Below are 16605 nucleotides of genomic sequence, written 5' to 3' on the forward strand. Positions count from 1 at the left end.
TCAGGACGATCCTGGCGCTGGCCAAGAGCCTGGACCTGGAGGTGGTGGCGGAGGGGGTGGAGACGACGGGGCAGTTGTCGTTCCTGAGGCTGCATGGGTGTGAGGGGTTCCAGGGGTATCTGTTTGGAAGGCCCGGGCCGGCGGAGGCTATCGATGCATTGCTGTATCCCGCAGGTTGACGGCGAGTCCACGGGGTCGTTGGCCTGCGTGGCAAGGACGTAGGCATGTGGTTTGACAAGCTTCTGGACCGTAAGGCCCCTGGCATTCGTGGCCTGCTGCTGGCAGTGGCCCTGGCATTGATGGGCGCAGTGCTGGTGGTGCAGGTTGCACAGCACTGGCGCGCTGGCGAGCGGGCGATCGAGCGTTCACGTTTGTTGCACCAGACGGCAGACACCCTGCAAGCCCAGACCACCGGTGGCTCCATGCTGGGAGCGGTATCGCTGATGGGCCTGAGCGAGCCGCTGCTCAAGGACATGGCGCTGGGCCGTTTGCCCCCTGACCACCCGGAGGCGCTGTCCCGCCTTGCCGTGGCGCGCGGGCGCTTTCTGGTGCAAGGCGTGTATGTGATGTCGGCCGATGGCACCGTGGTAGCGCACGAGACGCCTGGCGAACGATCCACGGGGCTGAACCTTGCATTCCGCCCGTACTTCCAGCAGGCCATCCAGGGCGCCAACAGCGTGTATGCCGCTATTGGCAGCAACACCCAGGAGCGTGGGCTTTACTACGCAGCGCCCCTGTACGAAAGCGACACGCCATCGAGCAACATCATTGGTGTGGTGATGTTCAAGGTGGGTTTTGAGCCGGTGGACCTGCTGCTCAAGCGCGCGGGTCTGCCCATGGTGCTGCTGTCGCCGCAGGGCGTGGCATTTGCCGCCACCCGGCCCGAGTGGCAGTTTGCAGTGGCGCCACCGCTCACGCAGGCGCGCATCGATGCCATCCGCGCCACGCTCCAGTTCGGCCGCCACTTCGACAACGGCGTGGCTTCGGCGTTGCCTTTTGCGGCCGATACCGGTGAGGTCCAGATCAACGGCGTCACCCACGCCGTCGAGCGCCGGGCCATTGACTGGCACGACCCCACAGGCGAGTGGCAACTGGTGGCGCTGGACGACATCAGCGCCCTGATGTCGTCGGCGCAGCGAGCGCGCATCGGTGCCGTGGCCTTTGTGTTGCTTTGTCTGCTGGGCCTGCTGCTGCTGGACTTGCTGCGCAGCCGGGCCCGCGTGGCCAGTGCACTGGAACGGTTTCGGGTGCTGGGTGCGGCGCTGGAGAGCAGCCCGGTGTCGGTGGTCATCACCGACGGCGACGGCCGTATCGATTGGGTCAATCCCCAGTATGAGCGCAACACGGGCTATTCGCTGGACGAGGTGCGCGGCAAAAAGCCTTCGCTGGTGGCCAGCGGGCAGACGCCTGCGCAGACTTACCAGCTGATGTGGTCTGCGCTGCTGTCGGGAAAATCCTGGCGGGGCCAGTTCGTCAACCGGCGCAAGGACGGGAGTACCTACCACGACGAGGCCACGTTGTCTCCCGTGTTTGACGGGCGCGGCAAGCGCATCGGCATTGTGGGCCTGCACGAGGACGTGTCTGAACGCATCCAGGCACAAAAGGAGCTGGAGCGCCGCGAGCGCCTGCTCAACGAACTGCTGGAGCAGCAGACGGCCATCTTTGACAACGCACCGCCCATCGTGCTGGTGTGCGATGGGCAGTTCCGCCAGTTCAACCCGGCGTTTTTGGACCTCATGGGCGGCACGGCCTCGCAGCTTTTGGGCCTTGGAGTGTCGGTGCTGTTCGGCGGAACGGGCCATGCCGACCTGTTCACCGCCCGTGTCACGCCCGCACTGGCATCGGGTCAGGCCTTGCGCGAGACCGCCACTCTCTACCGGCTCGATGGCAGCCAGTTCGAGGCGCGCCTGGCGGGTCGCAGCGTCAAGATGGACGACTTTGGCACCGCCTCGATCTGGGTCATTGAAGATGTCAGTGAGCAGCGGCGTGCCGAGCGCGTGATCCAGCAGGCCCAGGAGCGCTTGGAGCTCGCACAGGAGGCCGGCAAGATCGGGGTGTTCGATCTGAACCTGGTCACCGGCGAAATCCTCTGGTCGGACAAGCTGGCGCAGATGATGGGCCTGCCCCCAGGCACGCAGCCGCAGACGCGCGACTACTGGCTCAGCTGTCTGCATCCGGACGACCGCGACCAGGCAAGTGCTTATTTCGATAGCTGCCTTGCAGGCACCGAGGACTACCTGCGTGACTCCTGGCGCATCGTGCGCCCCGACGGAGAGGTGCGCTGGTTCCTGGAGGCCGCACGCATCTTCCGCAACACCCAGGGCCAGCCAGTGCGGGTGGTGGGCGTCAATGTGGACATCCACGACCAGAAGCTCCTGGAGGAGCAGGTGGCCGGACAGCTCGATTTTCAGCAGGCGTTGATTGACGCCATTCCGGTGCCCCTGTTCTACAAGGGCGCGGATGGCCGCTATATCGGTGTGAACCGCGCTTACGAGCAGGCCTTTGGCGTCTCGCGCGAAGCGCTGATCGGCAAGACGGTGATGGACCTGGAGTATCTGCCGCAGGAGATTCGCACGCGCTTTGAGCAGGATGCGGTACAAGCCATGGACGGCGAGCGTTCGGTGCACCGCGAGGTTGATCTGCCTTACGCCGACGGGGAACTGCACCACACCCTGTTCTGGCTGCATGGCTTTGCGCGCCCCGATGGCACGGCGGGTGGCACCATCGGCACGTTTGTGGACATCACCGACCGCCAGCGTGCTGAGCAGGAGCTGCGCCGCGCCAAGGAGTTGGCCGAGGAGTCCACAGCGCTCAAGTCCAACTTCCTGGCCAACATGAGCCATGAGATCCGCACGCCCATGAACGCGATCATCGGCATGTCTCACCTGGCGCTCAAATCGGGCCTGTCCCCGCGCCAGCACGATTACGTGAGCAAGATCCAGCAGGCGGGCCAGCACCTGCTGGGTGTCATCAACGACATCCTGGACTTCTCCAAGATCGAGGCGGGCAAGTTGGTGGTGGAGCGCCAGCCTTTCTTGCTGGACCGCATGCTCGAGAGCGTGTCCGACGTGGTGGGCTACAAGGCCGGTGCCAAGGGGCTGGAGCTGGTCTGCGATGTGGCCGGCGACGTACCTCCCAACCTCGTGGGCGACGCGCTGCGCCTGGGTCAGATCCTCATCAACTACGCCAACAACGCCATCAAGTTCACCGAATCCGGCGAGATCAGCATTGCCGTGCGGCTGCTGGAGGCTGCGGGGAACCAGGTCCGGCTGCGTTTCGAGGTGCGCGACACCGGCATCGGGCTGACCGAGGAGCAGATGGGGCGCCTGTTCCAGAGCTTCCAGCAGGCGGATACTTCGACCACTCGCCGCTACGGCGGCACAGGCCTGGGCCTGGCGATCTGCAAGAGCCTGGCGGAGCTGATGGGCGGAGAAGTGGGCGTGGAGAGCAGTTTCGGCAAAGGCTCCACTTTCTGGGTGTCGGTGCCTTTGGAGCGTGGCGCTCCGGCACGGGTTCTGCTGCCGCCGCCCGACCTGCGCGGCACCAGAGTGCTGGTGGTGGACGACAACCATACCGCTGCCACCGTGCTGTCCGACATGCTCCTGGCGATGGGGTTTGTGGTGGAGCAGGCCCATTCGGGCCTGGAGGCGTTGAACCGGCTGCGCGAGTCCATCGCTCAGCAACAGCCGTTCGGTCTGTTGCTGCTGGACTGGCACATGCCGGGCATGGACGGCGTGGAACTGGCAGGCCACATCCGCAGCCTGGGCATGCCCAAGGTGCCGCAGATGCTCATGGTCACGGCCTACGGCCGCGAGGACGTGATGCGGGCCGCCCGTGCTCAGGGCATCGAAACCGTGCTCATCAAGCCCGTCAATGCTTCGCTGCTGTTCGATACGCTGATGCAACCGCTGGAGGGGACGGGCACGGCTGGGCGTTGCACCGTCGCTCCTGCGCCGGCTGCCGATGAGCTACCCCTGGACATCCGGGGCGCCAGTGTGCTGCTGGTCGAGGACAACGAACTCAACCAGATGGTGGCCATGGAGCTGCTGCTGGATGCGGGCTTTGCCGTGGATGTGGCCGAGAACGGGCAGATCGCCATCGATCGCATCGAGCGCAAGCACTACGACGCCGTGCTCATGGACATGCAGATGCCCACTATGGACGGCGAGACCGCCACCCGCCTGCTGCGTGGCAACCCACGCCATGCGCAGTTGCCCATCATTGCGATGACAGCCAACGCCATGGAGGCTGATCGCCAGCGCTGCTTTGCAGCTGGCATGAACGACCATGTCGCCAAGCCCATAGAGCCCGCGGCACTCTGGGCCGCGTTGGCCCGCTGGATCCGTCCTCGCCAGAGCTTGGGTGCAGGGGCTGCTCCCGCTCGCAGCAGCGCAGCCCATGCGGTGGCATCTGCGGCAGTCGCCAGCGCGAAGGTGGCGGGATGGCCATCGGTGGACGCTCCTGACCTGCCGGGGCTGGACACCCAGCTGGGTCTTCAGCGTGCGCTGGGCAAGCCGGGCTTGTACGCGGAGATGCTGCGCCGCTTTGTGCAAGGGCAGGCTCCGGTTCTCGCAGAGCTGCAGCGCGCGCTGGCGGTGCACGATGTCGCACTGGCCGAACGCCTGGCCCACACGCTGCGGTCAGTGGCAGCCAACATTGGCGCGCAGGCCGTGTCGGACCGTGCCCAGGCGCTGGAGCATGCACTGCGCTTTCGCCATGGCAACGAGGCCATCGTGTCGTTGCTGGCCGAGTTGCGGGCCGCGCTGCAGCCATTGCTGCAAGGCCTGCAGGACTGGGTGCTGCAAGCCGTGCAGGCGCGTGCAACACCTGCGCCAGGGCTGGCGACGGCCGCAGTGGCGCTGGGGCATGGCGCTACGCCAGCCGAAGCCGAGCAGTGTTTGCGCCAGCTGCTGGAGCAGGACGATCCTGCAGCCACTGAATTTTTCCAACACAATGGCGTGGTACTCAAGGCGGCGCTGGGCAGCGTCTTCCAGACCGTCGAAAAGCACACCCTGAATTTCGATTTCGAGCAGGCGCTGGAGGCCATGGCTGCGGTGCCAGGCTCCGAACCACCGGCCCTCGAAACCCCCTGAACGGCACTCACGCAGGACATTTGCATGGACAACGCGCCTTTTGCCTCCAGCCCGGCGACCCTGGTAGACAAGCCGATTGCCACCGTGCTCGTGGTGGACGACACGCCCGAGAACCTCACCCTCATGGGCAGCCTGCTGCGCGAGCATTACCTGGTGAAGGTGGCCAACCACGGCGAGAAGGCGCTCAAGATCGCGCAGTCGGCCACGCCGCCTGACCTGATCCTGCTGGACATCATGATGCCCGAGGTGGATGGCTACGAGGTCTGTCGTCGCCTCAAGGAGGCGCCCGCCACGCGCGACATCCCGGTGATTTTTCTCACAGCGCGTTCCGACACCGACGATGAGCGCATGGGACTGGCGCTGGGCGCCGTGGACTACATCACCAAACCCATCAGCCCACCCATTCTGCTGGCGCGCGTCAACACGCACCTGGCACTCAAGGCCACAGCGGACTTCTTGCGCGACAAAAGCGCTTATCTGGAGCGCGAGGTCGCCATGCGCACGCTGGAGGTGCAGGCCATTCAGGATGTGACCATCATGGCCATGACCTCATTGGCTGAAACACGCGATAACGAAACCGGCAACCACATCCGCCGCACCCAGCTGTATGTGAAGACCCTGGCCGAGCGGCTGCGTCACCATCCGCGTTTTGAGCATGTGCTCAACGACCGCATGATCGAGTTGCTCTACAAGTCGGCCCCGTTGCACGACATCGGCAAGATCGGCATCCCAGACAGCATCCTGCTCAAACCGGGCAAGCTCACGGTGGAGGAGTTCGAGGTCATGAAGACCCATACCACGCTGGGCCGCAACGCCATTGACGAGGCCGAGCGACGCCTGGGCATGCGCGTGGCGTTCTTGAGCGTGTCCAAGGAGATCGCTTACAGCCACCAGGAAAAGTGGGACGGCTCCGGCTACCCGCAGGGCCTGGCGGGCGACGCCATCCCGGTGTCTGCGCGCCTGATGGCGGTGGCCGATGTGTACGACGCGCTGATCAGCAGACGTGTGTACAAGCCCGCGTTTTCGCACGACCAGGCCTGCAACACCATCGTGCGGGGCAAGGGCACACATTTTGACCCCGACATGGTGGACGCGTTTGTGGACATTGCGGAAGACTTCCGCAGCATCGCGCAGAAATATCCAGACCCTGCCTAGCGCCTCGCCCCAAAGGGCGAGGGCACGGAAGATCAGAACGGCGCGTCTTCGCCCTTGGCGGCGTCTGCTTCGGGGGCCACCGACTCAGCAGCGTCCGCAGCGCCTTCTGTCTCTGGAATGTTGTTGGCTTCGGGCGTGTCGGGAGTCGCCGCCTGGCGCACGGCCGCCTTGTCGCCAGCGCTTGCAAACTTGCTGTACTTGCCCAGGATGGGCACCAGTTGGCCGTAGATGCGGGGGTTGCCGGCCAGGCACTCGCGCTGCTCCAGAAAATCGGCCTCGCCCGTGAAGTTGCCCACCAGACCACCGGCCTCGGTCACCAGCAGCGAGCCCGCTGCCACGTCCCAGATCGACAGGCCGGTTTCAAAGAAGCCATCGGTAAAGCCCGCAGCCACGTAGGCCAGATCCAGCGCAGCGGCGCCGGGGCGGCGCAGGCCGGCGGTGCGCTGCATCACGTCGGCCATCATGTTCAGGTAGCTCTTGAAGTTGTCGCCCGGGCGGAAGGGGAAGCCGGTGGAGATCAGGCAGTCCTTGAGCTGGGTGCGCTTGCTCACGCGAATGCGGCGCTCGTTCAGGTAGGCGCCACGGCCCTTGGTGGCGGTGAACAGGTCGTTGCGGGTGGGGTCGTACACGACGGCCTGCTCGACCTTGCCCTTGACGGCCAGCGCGATGCTGACGCAATACACGGGAAAGCCGTGGATGAAGTTGGTGGTGCCGTCCAGCGGGTCGATGATCCAGACAAATTCCGAATCCTTGGCGCCGTATTCCTTGCCCGACTCTTCGGCCAGGATGCCGTGGCCGGGGTAGGCCGTCAGCAGCGTCTCGATGATGATCTTTTCGGAGGCGTGATCCACCTCGGTCACAAAGTCGTTGATCTGCTTTTGCGAGATCCGCACCGATTCCACGTCCAGGGCCGCGCGGTTGATGATGGCGCCGGCGGCGCGTGCGGCCTTGATGGCCACGTTGAGCATGGGGTGCAGATTGGACGACATAAATTGTGGTGGTTGGCAGCGCGCGGCCAAGATGGCGCGGGCGTCTGCGTACAGGATGAGCGGGGATGTCAGGCCCGTCCCGGCGATGCGGGCGGCGACAATAGAGGGCAGGATTTTACCCGCAGTGCCCTTTTTTGCCTAACCGGCCGCTTTCCCCCTCTCGCTCCGCCTGTCCATGAAGACCCGTTTTGTCCTGATCAACACCAGCCACGCCGGCAATGTGGGCGCCGCCGCCCGTGCCATGAAAACCATGGGATTTGACGACCTGGTGCTGGTCGCTCCCCGCTGGGCTAACGTGCTCAGGCGCGAGGAAACCATCCAGCGCGCCAGCGGCGCCCTCGATGTACTGAACAACGCACGCATCGTCGCCACGCTGGACGAGGCGCTCAACGGTATCAGCCACCTGTGCGCCACGGCCATGACCCCACGCGATTTTGGCCCCCCCACAGCAGCGCCGCGTGCGCACTTTGAATCGCTATTAAAAAGTGAGCTACTCAGGCATGAAGTACTAGCGCAAGAGGCCAAACCCCCTCAAAACGCAGCCGACGACACCGCTGCAGACCCGAGTGCGGCCCCGCAGGCCGGTGTGGCCTTTCTCTTTGGCTCCGAGCGGTTTGGCATGACCAACGAGGATGTGTACCGCTGCCACGTGGCGCTGTCGATTCCCACCAACCCCGGCTTCGGCTCGCTCAACCTGGGTGCGGCCATCCAGGTGATCGCCTACGAGTGGCGCCAAGCGCTGGGCGGCTTTGCGGTGCAGGACGCCACCCCGCCGCGTGCGCTGGCCGACGCTGCCCAGGTGGCGGGCATGCTGGGCCATTGGGAGCAGGCGCTCACATCCATCGGTTTCCTGGACCCGGCCGCGCCCAAGAAGCTCATGCCCCGCCTTAACCAGCTTTTCAACCGCGCGCAGCTCAGCCCCGAGGAAATCCACATCTTGAGAGGTGTCGCCAAAGCCATGCTCGAGGCGAGCGGGCCAAAACGATAGACTGTGCGGCCAATTTACAAATAACCATAACAACCAATGCTCGCCCGCTTGCGCTCCGATATCCAGTGCATCCTCGACCGCGATCCTGCCGCGCGCAGCACGTGGGAGGTGATCACCTGTTATCCGGGCCTGCATGCGATCTGGCTGCACCGCCCCGCGCACTGGTGCTGGCACCACGGCCTGAAGTGGCTGGGGCGCTTCATCTCGCACTTTGCGCGCTGGTTTACCGGCATCGAAATTCATCCCGGCGCCAAGATCGGGGAGCGTGTGTTCTTCGACCACGCCATGGGCGTGGTGGTGGGCGAAACCGCCGAGATCGGCGATGGCTGCACCATCTACCAGGGCGTGACCCTGGGCGGCACCTCGCTCTACAAGGGCACCAAGCGCCACCCCACGCTGGGCAAAGATGTGGTGGTGAGTGCTGGCGCCAAGGTGCTGGGCGGCTTTGAAGTGGGCGACGGCGCCAAGATCGGCAGCAATGCCGTGGTCATCAAACCCGTGCCCGCTGGCGCCACGGCCGTGGGCATCCCGGCACGCATCATCCCGTCCAAGGAAGGCCAGAGCGCCGACGTGACCGAGCCCCAGCCATCGCGCAAATTCACCGCCTACGGCATCACGCAGGAGGACGACCCGCTCTCGCAGGCCATGCGCGGGTTGATCGACAACGCCTCGTCACAAGAGCACCAGATCGCGCTCTTGTGGCAGGCGATCGAAAAGCTCTCGGCCGCCAACCTGCAGGCCAAGGACTGCGTGCCCTGTGACGCGGCGATCAAGGAGCAGTTCGAGGCGGGCAAGCTCAACGAGCTGGTCGGCAAGTAGGCTTCCTGCCGTTGCGTCTGGGCACTGCGGGCTCAGTGCTTGGCAGGCTTGCTGCTCTTCTTTTCGTAGAAAGCCACGATGGGCGGATCAAACTTTGCGTGGTCCAGTTGCCACAGCCCCAGCGGTCCGTGCATCAGCGGAATGCGGTGTTCGCTGCCATCGGGCCATTGCTCCCAATAGTCCCGCATGCGCGGAAACTTCAGTGGCGGCAGGCCCTGCGTGGTGTCGATAGGCTCCAGCCGATAGGTGCCCGACAGGCGGTACGCGTGGTCTTCTGACACCGAGCCTGCCAGCATTTGGTCTACCCGCTTGAGCACGGGCAGGGCAGCCCCGGCCGATACGGCGCCCAGCATCAGGGCCAGCGCCATCGATTCGCGCGAGGGGATGCGCCCTGCAGCGAAGAACCGGTAGCACAGCGCCACCAACGCTGCGATGCCCACCGACGCCACCAGCCATGTCAGGGGCGAGCGCAGGATGCTGAAGAGCTGCGCATCCGTCAGCTCGTAGCCGGAGAACACAAAGCTGTCGAGCAGCGCAAACAGCATCAGGCCCAGGAACAGCACCGTCGCGCCCAGGCTGCGAGGGTTCTTCTCCAGTGCGAAATCGTGTGTGTTCTCTTCGTCCAGCGGATAGTCGGGGAACGCCGAGCGGAAGATGTCGCACAAGGCCTCGCGCGACGGCCCGGCGCTCCAGCCGGTATCGGCAGTGAACAGCACCTGGCCTCTGGGCGTGTCCAGCCGAGCCCAGTGGATGTTGCCCGTCTTGATGGATTGGTTGCCCAGCCACTCGACCTGCAGCCCCGATTTGGGCACCACCGACTCGAACGCCTTGCCCGTCTTTGCCCAGTGCCCCCGGATGCGAAATGCCTCTCCATCGTCGATCAGCACGCCCTTGGCTTCGAAAGCCATAAGCCGCATCCAGCGTCCAAAAAATGTGGGGCGGGCCAGGTTGATGCGCCAGTAGTGCCTGCCCTTGAGGTCCTTCACCAAAGCATCCTGGCGCTGTTTCATGGCGCGTATGCGCACATACATCCACAAGGCCAGGGCGACTATCAGTAGATGGGGGAGGGCGAAGGCAAGGTACTTCATCGTCTGTGTGATGGGCGATGGGGGGGGAGCTTCCGCCCGTGGGCCAGCGCTGGCCTGCAGGCGGTTCAGGCGGTCTTGGCCCGGACAGCGTTCTTGGGCCGGAACGCCTTGCAGACCTCATCCCGCGTTTCCAGGTACGGCCCACCGATCAGGTCTACGCAGTAAGGCACGGCGGCGAAGATGCCCGGCACGATCTGCTGGCCGTTGGCGTCCTTCAGCCCCTCCAGCGTTTCGGCAATCGCCTTCGGCTGACCAGGCAGATTAATGATCAGGCTCTGGTCTCGGATCACAGCGACCTGGCGCGACAGGATGGCGGTGGGCACGAACTTCAGGCTGATCTGGCGCATCTGCTCGCCAAAGCCCGGCATCTCCTTGTGCGCCACGGCCAGTGTGGCCTCGGGCGTTACGTCGCGCAGCGCAGGGCCGGTGCCGCCAGTCGTCAACACCAGGCTGCAGCCCGCGTTGACCAGTTCGATCAGCGCGGCGCTGATGCCGGCTTGCTCGTCGGGGATCAGGCGCGACTCGAAGGTGATGGGGTTGTACAGCGCGCGCGTCAGCCAGTCCTGCAAGGCAGGCAGGCCCTTGTCTTCATAGACGCCGCTGCTGGCGCGGTCGCTGATGGAGACGATGCCGATCTTGACGGCGTCGTGGACGGCTTCACTCATCGTCGTTGTCCTCGTCGGTGTCGCTGGCATCTGCCGTGCCGGTGCCGCCCAGGTGCTCGCGCACCAGCTGGAACAGCTCGCGGTATGCACGGCCCTTGCGGGGCGCCAGGCCTTGCGAGACCTGGACGTTGGCCTCCTTGCCCGCAGGCTGCGCATCCTTGCGGGCCTGGCGGATCAGCGCGCGCAGCTGCTGGGTGTCGGTGTCGGGATGCTCGGCCATCCAGGGGGCCAGTGCATCGTCGTCGGCGATCAGGCGGTCGCGCCATTGCTCGGCCAGGTGCAGCCGCAGCTTTTCGGTGGCCGAGCCCTTGTGCTGCTCCTCCAGGGCCTGACGGGCGGCCTGCACCAGCTCGGGTTCGAGCTTGCGCATGAGCTTGCCCACATACTGCATCTGGCGGCGCTTGCCTTCAAAGTTGGTGATGCGCTTGGCCTCGGCCAGCGCCTCCACCAGTTTGTCGGGCAGGCCCACGGCGTCGAACAGGTCGGCGCGCAGGTTCAAAAGCTCCTTGCCCAGGTCCTGCAGTTCGTCGCTCTCGCGTTTGAGGTCGGTGCGGCTGGCATCGGGCGTGCCTTTGAGTTCGGCCTTGAGCTGAATGTCCAGTTCGCTGCCTTCGGCAACGAACTGGCCTCGCACAAAGTAGCCTTTTTTGGGTTTGCGTGACATGGGTGGTGGGGGCAAAAAACAAGTGGCGCAGAGCGCGCCACAGCGGCAAGTATCATAGCTGCCGCTATGAACAAACCCTCCAACCGCGCCCCGCGCACCTCCGGCGCGCTGGCTGCTGTGCCCGCAGCTGCCACCTCCCGCACCCCTGACAGCGGCTTCAGCTACAGCCGCCCGTTTTTTGAAGACCTGGTGGACCGCGCCCTGGCCCATGCCAAAAAGCTCGGCGCCACCGACGCGGGCGCCGAGGCGTCCGAGGGCTGTGGCCTGTCAGTCAGCGTGCGCAAGGGCGAGCTGGAGAACGTGGAGCGCAACCGCGACAAATCCTTGGGCGTGACGGTCTATATCGGCCACCGCCGGGGCAATGCCAGCACCTCGGACTTCTCTGACAGGGCTATCGAGCAGACCGTGCAGGCAGCCTATGACATCGCCCGCTTCACGGCCGAAGACCCTGTAGCCGGCCTGCCCGACGCCGACGATATCGCGCCCCAGGATACGCACCGCGACCTGCAGCTCTTCCACCCCTGGGCCATCACCAGCGAAGAAGCCGCAGAGCTGGCCAAGGCCTGCGAGGCCGCGGCATTCAAGACCCATCGCCGCATCACCAACAGCGAAGGTGCTGGCGTGTCGGCCCAGCAAAGCCACTTTTTCAGCGCTCACACGCGCGGCTTTCGCGGCGGCTATGCCAGCTCGCGCCACAGCTTTTCGGTCGCTCCTATTGCTTCGTTGCCCGGTAAGAACGCCGAGATGCAGCGCGATGCCTGGTACAGCTCCATGCGCGATGCCGCCGAGCTGGCCTCGCCAGAGGCCGTCGGCCGCTACGCTGCGCAGCGCGCTCTGAGCCGCCTCGGGTCGCGCAAGATTCCCACCACGCAATGCCCGGTGCTGTTCGAATCGACCCTGGCCGCAGGCCTGCTGGGCGGTTTTGTGCAGGCCATCAGTGGCGGCTCGCTGTACCGCAAGAGCAGCTTCTTGCTCGACTCGCTGGGCAAGATGGTGTTCCCCAAGCACATCGACGTTCTGGAAGACCCTTTCATCCTGCGCGGCAAGGGCAGCTCGCCGTTCGATGAAGAGGGTGTGCGCGTGGCGCCCCGCAAGGTAGTCAAAGGAGGGCGCGTCGAGGGCTACTTCCTGTCCAGCTATTCGGCCCGCAAGCTGGGTATGAAGACCACGGGCAATGCGGGTGGCTCGCACAACCTGGTGATGACATCGCGCCTCACGCAGACCAGCGACGACCTGGACGCCATGCTGCAAAAGCTGGGTACGGGCCTGTTTGTGGTGGAGCTGATGGGCCAGGGCGTGAACTACGTCACCGGCGACTACTCGCGTGGAGCGAGTGGCTTCTGGGTCGAGAACGGCAAGATCGCCTATCCCGTGCACGAGATCACCATCGCGGGCAACCTCAAGGACATGCTAAAGGGCATCGAGGCCGTGGGCGCCGATGCCTACAACTACGGGGCCAAGACGGTGGGATCCATTCTGGTCAACCGCATGAAGGTGGCGGGGAGCTGACGCTCACGGATACGGCATGCCGTGGGGGCAGCCCGCTGGTGTGCATCGTGGGACTTTCGTCCTCTGTCTCTCACAAAGGCCCTCGCCATGGCGAGGGCCTTTGTGATTTCAGGCTCTCTGGGCTTGCCGCTAGCGTGATGGCGGTCGGTAAGTCCAGCCATCACTCCGCGAAGTCTGCAAATTCGGCCAGCAGTTGCAGCACGCCCTTCACGGCAGGCGAGGGCGTTGGCTGGTGGCGGTGTGCCACGGCCATGGGGCGCATGAGTGGGGGCTGCAAGGGACGGATCTGAACACCGGGCGTGCCCTGCAGGTCCTCCACCTCCTCCATCGGCAGCAGTGCGGCGCACTGGCTGGCCAACGCCAGGCTCTTGAGCGCGCCGGGGTAGCTCAGGGCCAGAAAGGGGCGCGGGTGGTGGCCCGCCTGGCCAAACCAGTTGGCAATCAGCCCGTGCATTTGCGTCGCGGGCGCAAACGATGCCCAGCGGCGGCTGGCCAGCCAGTCGGGGCCGACCCGTTCGGGTGCGTCCCAGGCGGCAGGCAGCAGGGCCACCATGGCGTCGTTGCGCCAGGGCGTTTGCCGTACCTCGGGCAACGGTGGCTGGGGGCTGGCGACAATGGCGATGTCCAGCGTGCCGCCCTTGAGCCTCTGCATGGCGTCGGCCGAGCCCACGGCTTCCAGCCGGATCTCCACGCCCGGGCTGCGGGCCGCCAGGGCCTCGAGCATGCGCGGCAGCAAGTGGGTACTGACCCCTGCCGACACGCCCAACCTCACCACGCCTTCGCGGCCTGATGCACGGCGGCGCACGCGTTCCACCAGGTCGTCGCTGGCCAGCAGCAGCTGGCGGCCCTCGCGCACCAACACTTCGCCCGCAGGCGTCAGGTCGGCCTGGCGGCGGCCGCGCATTACCAGTTCGGCGTCCAGGCGCGATTCCAGTTCCTTGATGTGCATGCTGACCGTGGGCGGTGCCAGGTGCAGCGCCTGTGCGGCAGCGGCAAAGGTGCCCAGATCGGCGATGGCAATCAGGGTCTGCAACTGGTCGAGGTTGAGGTTACGCATCAGCTTTTATGAAGTGAATCGTTATTGAATTCAACTTTACAGATGGTAAGCCCGGCGCGAGGATCGCTGCGCTATGAAACACTCCTACCGTCGCGCCATCCATCCGTCTGTCCCTGCCCACGCTGCGGCGCGAAACGCAGGGCTCGCACTCGCTGGCGTGTTGCGGTGGTGTTGGGTGCGGGTACGGAGCGGTTCGGCGCAGATTGCCGCTGCGGCGGAGCGCGCCGAGCACCGGATCACCGAACATTTCAAGGTCCCGCCAGGCGGTGGCTGAGAGCCAATTTGGTGAGATTGGCCTCTAGCGCCTTTCTGACAGGCGCTAGCAGCTATTGAATCAGGAGCGCTGAGCAAGATCGATCAAGCGGCTGCCACCCGCGCCGCAATCGCCTCGCCCACCTGGGTGGTGCTGGCCGTGCCGCCCAGGTCCGGCGTGCACGGCCCGCTCTTGATGACCTCTTCGATGGCCGTGACGATGGCGTCATGCGCCTGCCGCCCCGCTCCCCGGCCCTGCGTGAGGAAGTCCAGCATCAGCGCGCCCGACCAGATCATCGCAATCGGGTTGGCGATGTTTCTGCCATAGATGTCCGGCGCCGAGCCGTGCACAGGCTCGAACAGGCTGGGGAAGTGGCGCTCGGGGTTGAGGTTGGCCGAGGGGGCCAGGCCGATGGTGCCGGTGGTGGCCGGGCCCAGGTCGCTCAAGATGTCGCCGAACAGGTTGGTGGCGGCCACCACGTCAAAGCGGCCTGGCTGCAGCACAAAGCGGGCGGTCAGGATGTCGATGTGCTGCTTGTCCAGCGTTACCTCGGGGTAGTCTTTGGCGACGTCGTCGGCACGCTGGTCCCACCACGGCATGCTGATGGCGATGCCGTTGCTCTTGGTGGCCAGGGTCACGTGCTTGCGCGGGCGGCTCTGGGCCAGGTCGAAGGCGAAGCGCAGCAGGCGGTCCGTGCCCTTGCGCGAGTAGACCGACTCCTGGATCACGATCTCGCGGTCGGTGCCCTCGTACATGATGCCGCCCAGTGACGTGTATTCGCCCTCGGTGTTCTCACGCACCACGTAGTAGTCGATGTCACCGGGTTGGCGGCCCGCCAGCGGGCAGGGCACGCCTTCAAACAGGCGCACGGGGCGCAGGTTGATGTACTGGTCGAACTCGCGGCGGAACTTGAGCAAAGAGCCCCAGAGGGACACATGGTCGGGCACGGTGGCGGGCCAGCCCACGGCGCCGAAGAAGATAGCGTCCATGCCCGACAGTTGCGCCTTCCAGTCGTCGGGCATCATCTTTCCGTGGGCGGCGTAGTAGTCGCAGCTGGCCCAGTCGATGGTGGTGGTTTCCAGCGTAATGCCAAAGCGCGCTGCGGCGGCCTGCACCACGCGCAGGCCCTCGGGCATCACCTCCTTGCCGATGCCGTCTCCGGCAATGAGGGCGATGCGATAGGTTTTGGGGGCGGCGGCGGTCATGAAGCGGTCCTTGGTGGCGGTGGAAGGAGGCTGCCGTGGGGGCGGCCAGCGTTGTGGGATGCATTGTTCCTAGCGCCACCAAAAACTACAATCTAACAACTGTGGCCTTATCTTTCACACTTCGTGCATAAAAATCCTGCGGCCGAAGACCTGCGTGTGTTCACGGCTGTCGTGCGCAAGGCGAGCTTTGGCGGCGCCGCCACCGAGCTGGGCGCGTCCCCCGCTTATGTGAGCAAACGCATCCGCCTGCTGGAGCAGGACCTGCAGGTCAGGCTCTTGCACCGCACCACCCGCCGGGTGGCGGTGACGGAGGAGGGCGAGCGCGTCTTTCACTGGGCGCAGCGTATCCTGGACGACATGGAGCAGCTGATGCAGGAGGTGACCATCACGCGCAGCGAGCCGCGCGGGCTGCTGCGCGTGAGCAGCAGCTTCGGCTTTGGGCGGCAGATCGTGGCGCCTGCGCTGTCGCGTCTGGTGGAGCAACACCCGGGGCTGCAGGTGCGGCTGGAGGTGTTTGACCGGCTGGTGGACGTGGCGGGCGAAGGGTTCGATTTGGATGTGCGCGTGGGCGACGAGATTGCGCCACACCTGATTGCACGCCGTCTGGCCGACAACCACCGCGTGCTCTGCGCAGCGCCCGCTTACCTGCAGCGCAAGGGCACTCCGCGCACGGTGGCCGACCTGGCCGCGCACGACTGCCTGGTGATCAAGGAGCGCGACCACCCGTTTGGCGTGTGGCGCTTGCGCTGCGCCGCACAGGAAGAGTCGGTGAAGGTGCGCGGACCGCTGTCGGCCAACAACGGCGAGATGGCCGTGCAGTGGGCGGTCCATGGCCGCGGCATCGTGCTGCGCTCGCTGTGGGATGTGGGCGCACACCTGCAGGCCGGGCGCCTGGTGCAGGTGCTGCCGCAGTGGCAGCAAGAGGCCAACGTGTGGGCCGTGTACCCTACGCGGCTGGAGCGGTCGGCCAAGGTGCGGGTGTGCGTGGAGTTTTTGCAGGCGCATTTCTGCGACGGATGGATGGCGGCGGGCGCCGACCCGGTCCAAAGCAGCGTGGGTTGAGACAGCAATAGCGGCAGGCGCTTGTCCCGCCGGTGTCTGCGTAAAGGGTGCCGGGTGT

Annotated in this window: 13 protein-coding genes; 7 read left to right on the forward strand and 6 right to left on the reverse strand. The window is 65.4% G+C overall.

Annotation, left to right across the window (positions count from 1 at the left end):
* The 3 genes from ISS20_RS10330 to ISS20_RS10340 form a co-directional block, all read left to right on the forward strand.
* A partial coding sequence (locus tag ISS20_RS10330; protein ID WP_291436318.1) for an EAL domain-containing protein occupies nt 1-179 on the forward strand: 179 nt, incomplete at its 5' end.
* Between the two features lie 45 nt (nt 180-224).
* Nucleotides 225-5093, forward strand: coding sequence for a PAS domain S-box protein (locus ISS20_RS10335; protein WP_291436281.1), 4869 nt, complete (start codon nt 225-227; stop codon nt 5091-5093).
* Nucleotides 5094-5117: 24 nt separating this feature from the next.
* Nucleotides 5118-6248: a two-component system response regulator gene (locus ISS20_RS10340; protein WP_291436283.1), complete on the forward strand. Its 1131-nt coding sequence runs from the start codon at nt 5118-5120 to the stop codon at nt 6246-6248.
* A 32-nt stretch (nt 6249-6280) separates the two neighbouring features.
* On the opposite strand, the gene ISS20_RS10345 is transcribed toward ISS20_RS10340, so the two are convergent.
* A complete protein-coding gene (locus ISS20_RS10345; protein ID WP_291436284.1) occupies nt 6281-7237 on the reverse strand; it encodes an inositol monophosphatase family protein in 957 nt (318 codons plus the stop codon).
* A 175-nt stretch (nt 7238-7412) separates the two neighbouring features.
* Between ISS20_RS10345 and ISS20_RS10350 the strand changes: the two genes are divergently transcribed.
* Nucleotides 7413-8225, forward strand: coding sequence for an RNA methyltransferase (locus tag ISS20_RS10350; protein ID WP_291436286.1), 813 nt, complete (start codon nt 7413-7415; stop codon nt 8223-8225).
* 36 nt (nt 8226-8261) lie between these two features.
* The gene (cysE, locus tag ISS20_RS10355; protein WP_056058188.1) at nt 8262-9044 is read left to right on the forward strand and encodes a serine O-acetyltransferase; all 783 of its coding nucleotides are present in this window, start codon (nt 8262-8264) and stop codon (nt 9042-9044) included.
* A 32-nt stretch (nt 9045-9076) separates the two neighbouring features.
* Here cysE and ISS20_RS10360 read toward each other — a convergent pair whose 3' ends face one another.
* The 3 genes from ISS20_RS10360 to yjgA form a co-directional block, all read right to left on the reverse strand.
* Nucleotides 9077-10132: a hypothetical protein gene (locus ISS20_RS10360; protein WP_291436289.1), complete on the reverse strand. Its 1056-nt coding sequence runs from the start codon at nt 10130-10132 to the stop codon at nt 9077-9079.
* Between the two features lie 65 nt (nt 10133-10197).
* On the reverse strand, nt 10198-10797 hold the full coding sequence (gene mog / locus ISS20_RS10365; RefSeq protein WP_291436291.1) for a molybdopterin adenylyltransferase: 600 nt from the start codon (nt 10795-10797) through the stop codon (nt 10198-10200).
* Complete coding sequence (gene yjgA, locus ISS20_RS10370; protein WP_291436292.1) at nt 10790-11461, reverse strand: ribosome biogenesis factor YjgA; 672 nt, start codon at nt 11459-11461, stop codon at nt 10790-10792. The genes mog and yjgA overlap by 8 nt, the downstream gene beginning before the upstream one ends.
* A gap of 66 nt (nt 11462-11527) precedes the next feature.
* On the opposite strand from yjgA, the gene pmbA reads away from it, so the two are divergent.
* A complete protein-coding gene (pmbA, locus tag ISS20_RS10375) occupies nt 11528-12970 on the forward strand; it encodes a metalloprotease PmbA (RefSeq protein WP_291436294.1) in 1443 nt (480 codons plus the stop codon).
* Between the two features lie 160 nt (nt 12971-13130).
* On the opposite strand, the gene ISS20_RS10380 is transcribed toward pmbA, so the two are convergent.
* Both ISS20_RS10380 and ISS20_RS10385 read right to left on the reverse strand, forming a co-directional pair.
* Nucleotides 13131-14027: a LysR family transcriptional regulator gene (locus ISS20_RS10380; RefSeq protein WP_291436296.1), complete on the reverse strand. Its 897-nt coding sequence runs from the start codon at nt 14025-14027 to the stop codon at nt 13131-13133.
* Nucleotides 14028-14384: 357 nt separating this feature from the next.
* Complete coding sequence (locus tag ISS20_RS10385; RefSeq protein ID WP_291436298.1) at nt 14385-15485, reverse strand: tartrate dehydrogenase; 1101 nt, start codon at nt 15483-15485, stop codon at nt 14385-14387.
* A gap of 123 nt (nt 15486-15608) precedes the next feature.
* Between ISS20_RS10385 and ISS20_RS10390 the strand changes: the two genes are divergently transcribed.
* Nucleotides 15609-16547 (forward strand): LysR substrate-binding domain-containing protein, encoded by a 939-nt coding sequence (locus tag ISS20_RS10390; protein WP_291436299.1) that lies wholly within the window; start codon nt 15609-15611, stop codon nt 16545-16547.
* Nucleotides 16548-16605: the final 58 nt, after the last annotated feature.

It is taken from the genome of Acidovorax sp. (genome assembly GCF_016783915.1).
Classification (GTDB): Bacteria; Pseudomonadota; Gammaproteobacteria; order Burkholderiales; family Burkholderiaceae_C; genus Acidovorax.

Excerpts from the sequence above, each read along its gene's own strand:
- pmbA (WP_291436294.1), top strand. The coding sequence starts at position 11,528 with ATGAACAAACCCTCCAACCGCGCCCCGCGCACCTCCGGCGCGCTGGCT.
- mog (WP_291436291.1), bottom strand. The coding sequence starts at position 10,797 with ATGAGTGAAGCCGTCCACGACGCCGTCAAGATCGGCATCGTCTCCATC.
- ISS20_RS10335 (WP_291436281.1), top strand. The coding sequence starts at position 225 with ATGTGGTTTGACAAGCTTCTGGACCGTAAGGCCCCTGGCATTCGTGGC.
- ISS20_RS10360 (WP_291436289.1), bottom strand. The coding sequence starts at position 10,132 with ATGAAGTACCTTGCCTTCGCCCTCCCCCATCTACTGATAGTCGCCCTG.
- ISS20_RS10350 (WP_291436286.1), top strand. The coding sequence starts at position 7,413 with ATGAAGACCCGTTTTGTCCTGATCAACACCAGCCACGCCGGCAATGTG.
- ISS20_RS10380 (WP_291436296.1), bottom strand. The coding sequence starts at position 14,027 with ATGCGTAACCTCAACCTCGACCAGTTGCAGACCCTGATTGCCATCGCC.
- yjgA (WP_291436292.1), bottom strand. The coding sequence starts at position 11,461 with ATGTCACGCAAACCCAAAAAAGGCTACTTTGTGCGAGGCCAGTTCGTT.
- ISS20_RS10340 (WP_291436283.1), top strand. The coding sequence starts at position 5,118 with ATGGACAACGCGCCTTTTGCCTCCAGCCCGGCGACCCTGGTAGACAAG.
- ISS20_RS10385 (WP_291436298.1), bottom strand. The coding sequence starts at position 15,485 with ATGACCGCCGCCGCCCCCAAAACCTATCGCATCGCCCTCATTGCCGGA.
- ISS20_RS10345 (WP_291436284.1), bottom strand. The coding sequence starts at position 7,237 with ATGTCGTCCAATCTGCACCCCATGCTCAACGTGGCCATCAAGGCCGCA.
- cysE (WP_056058188.1), top strand. The coding sequence starts at position 8,262 with ATGCTCGCCCGCTTGCGCTCCGATATCCAGTGCATCCTCGACCGCGAT.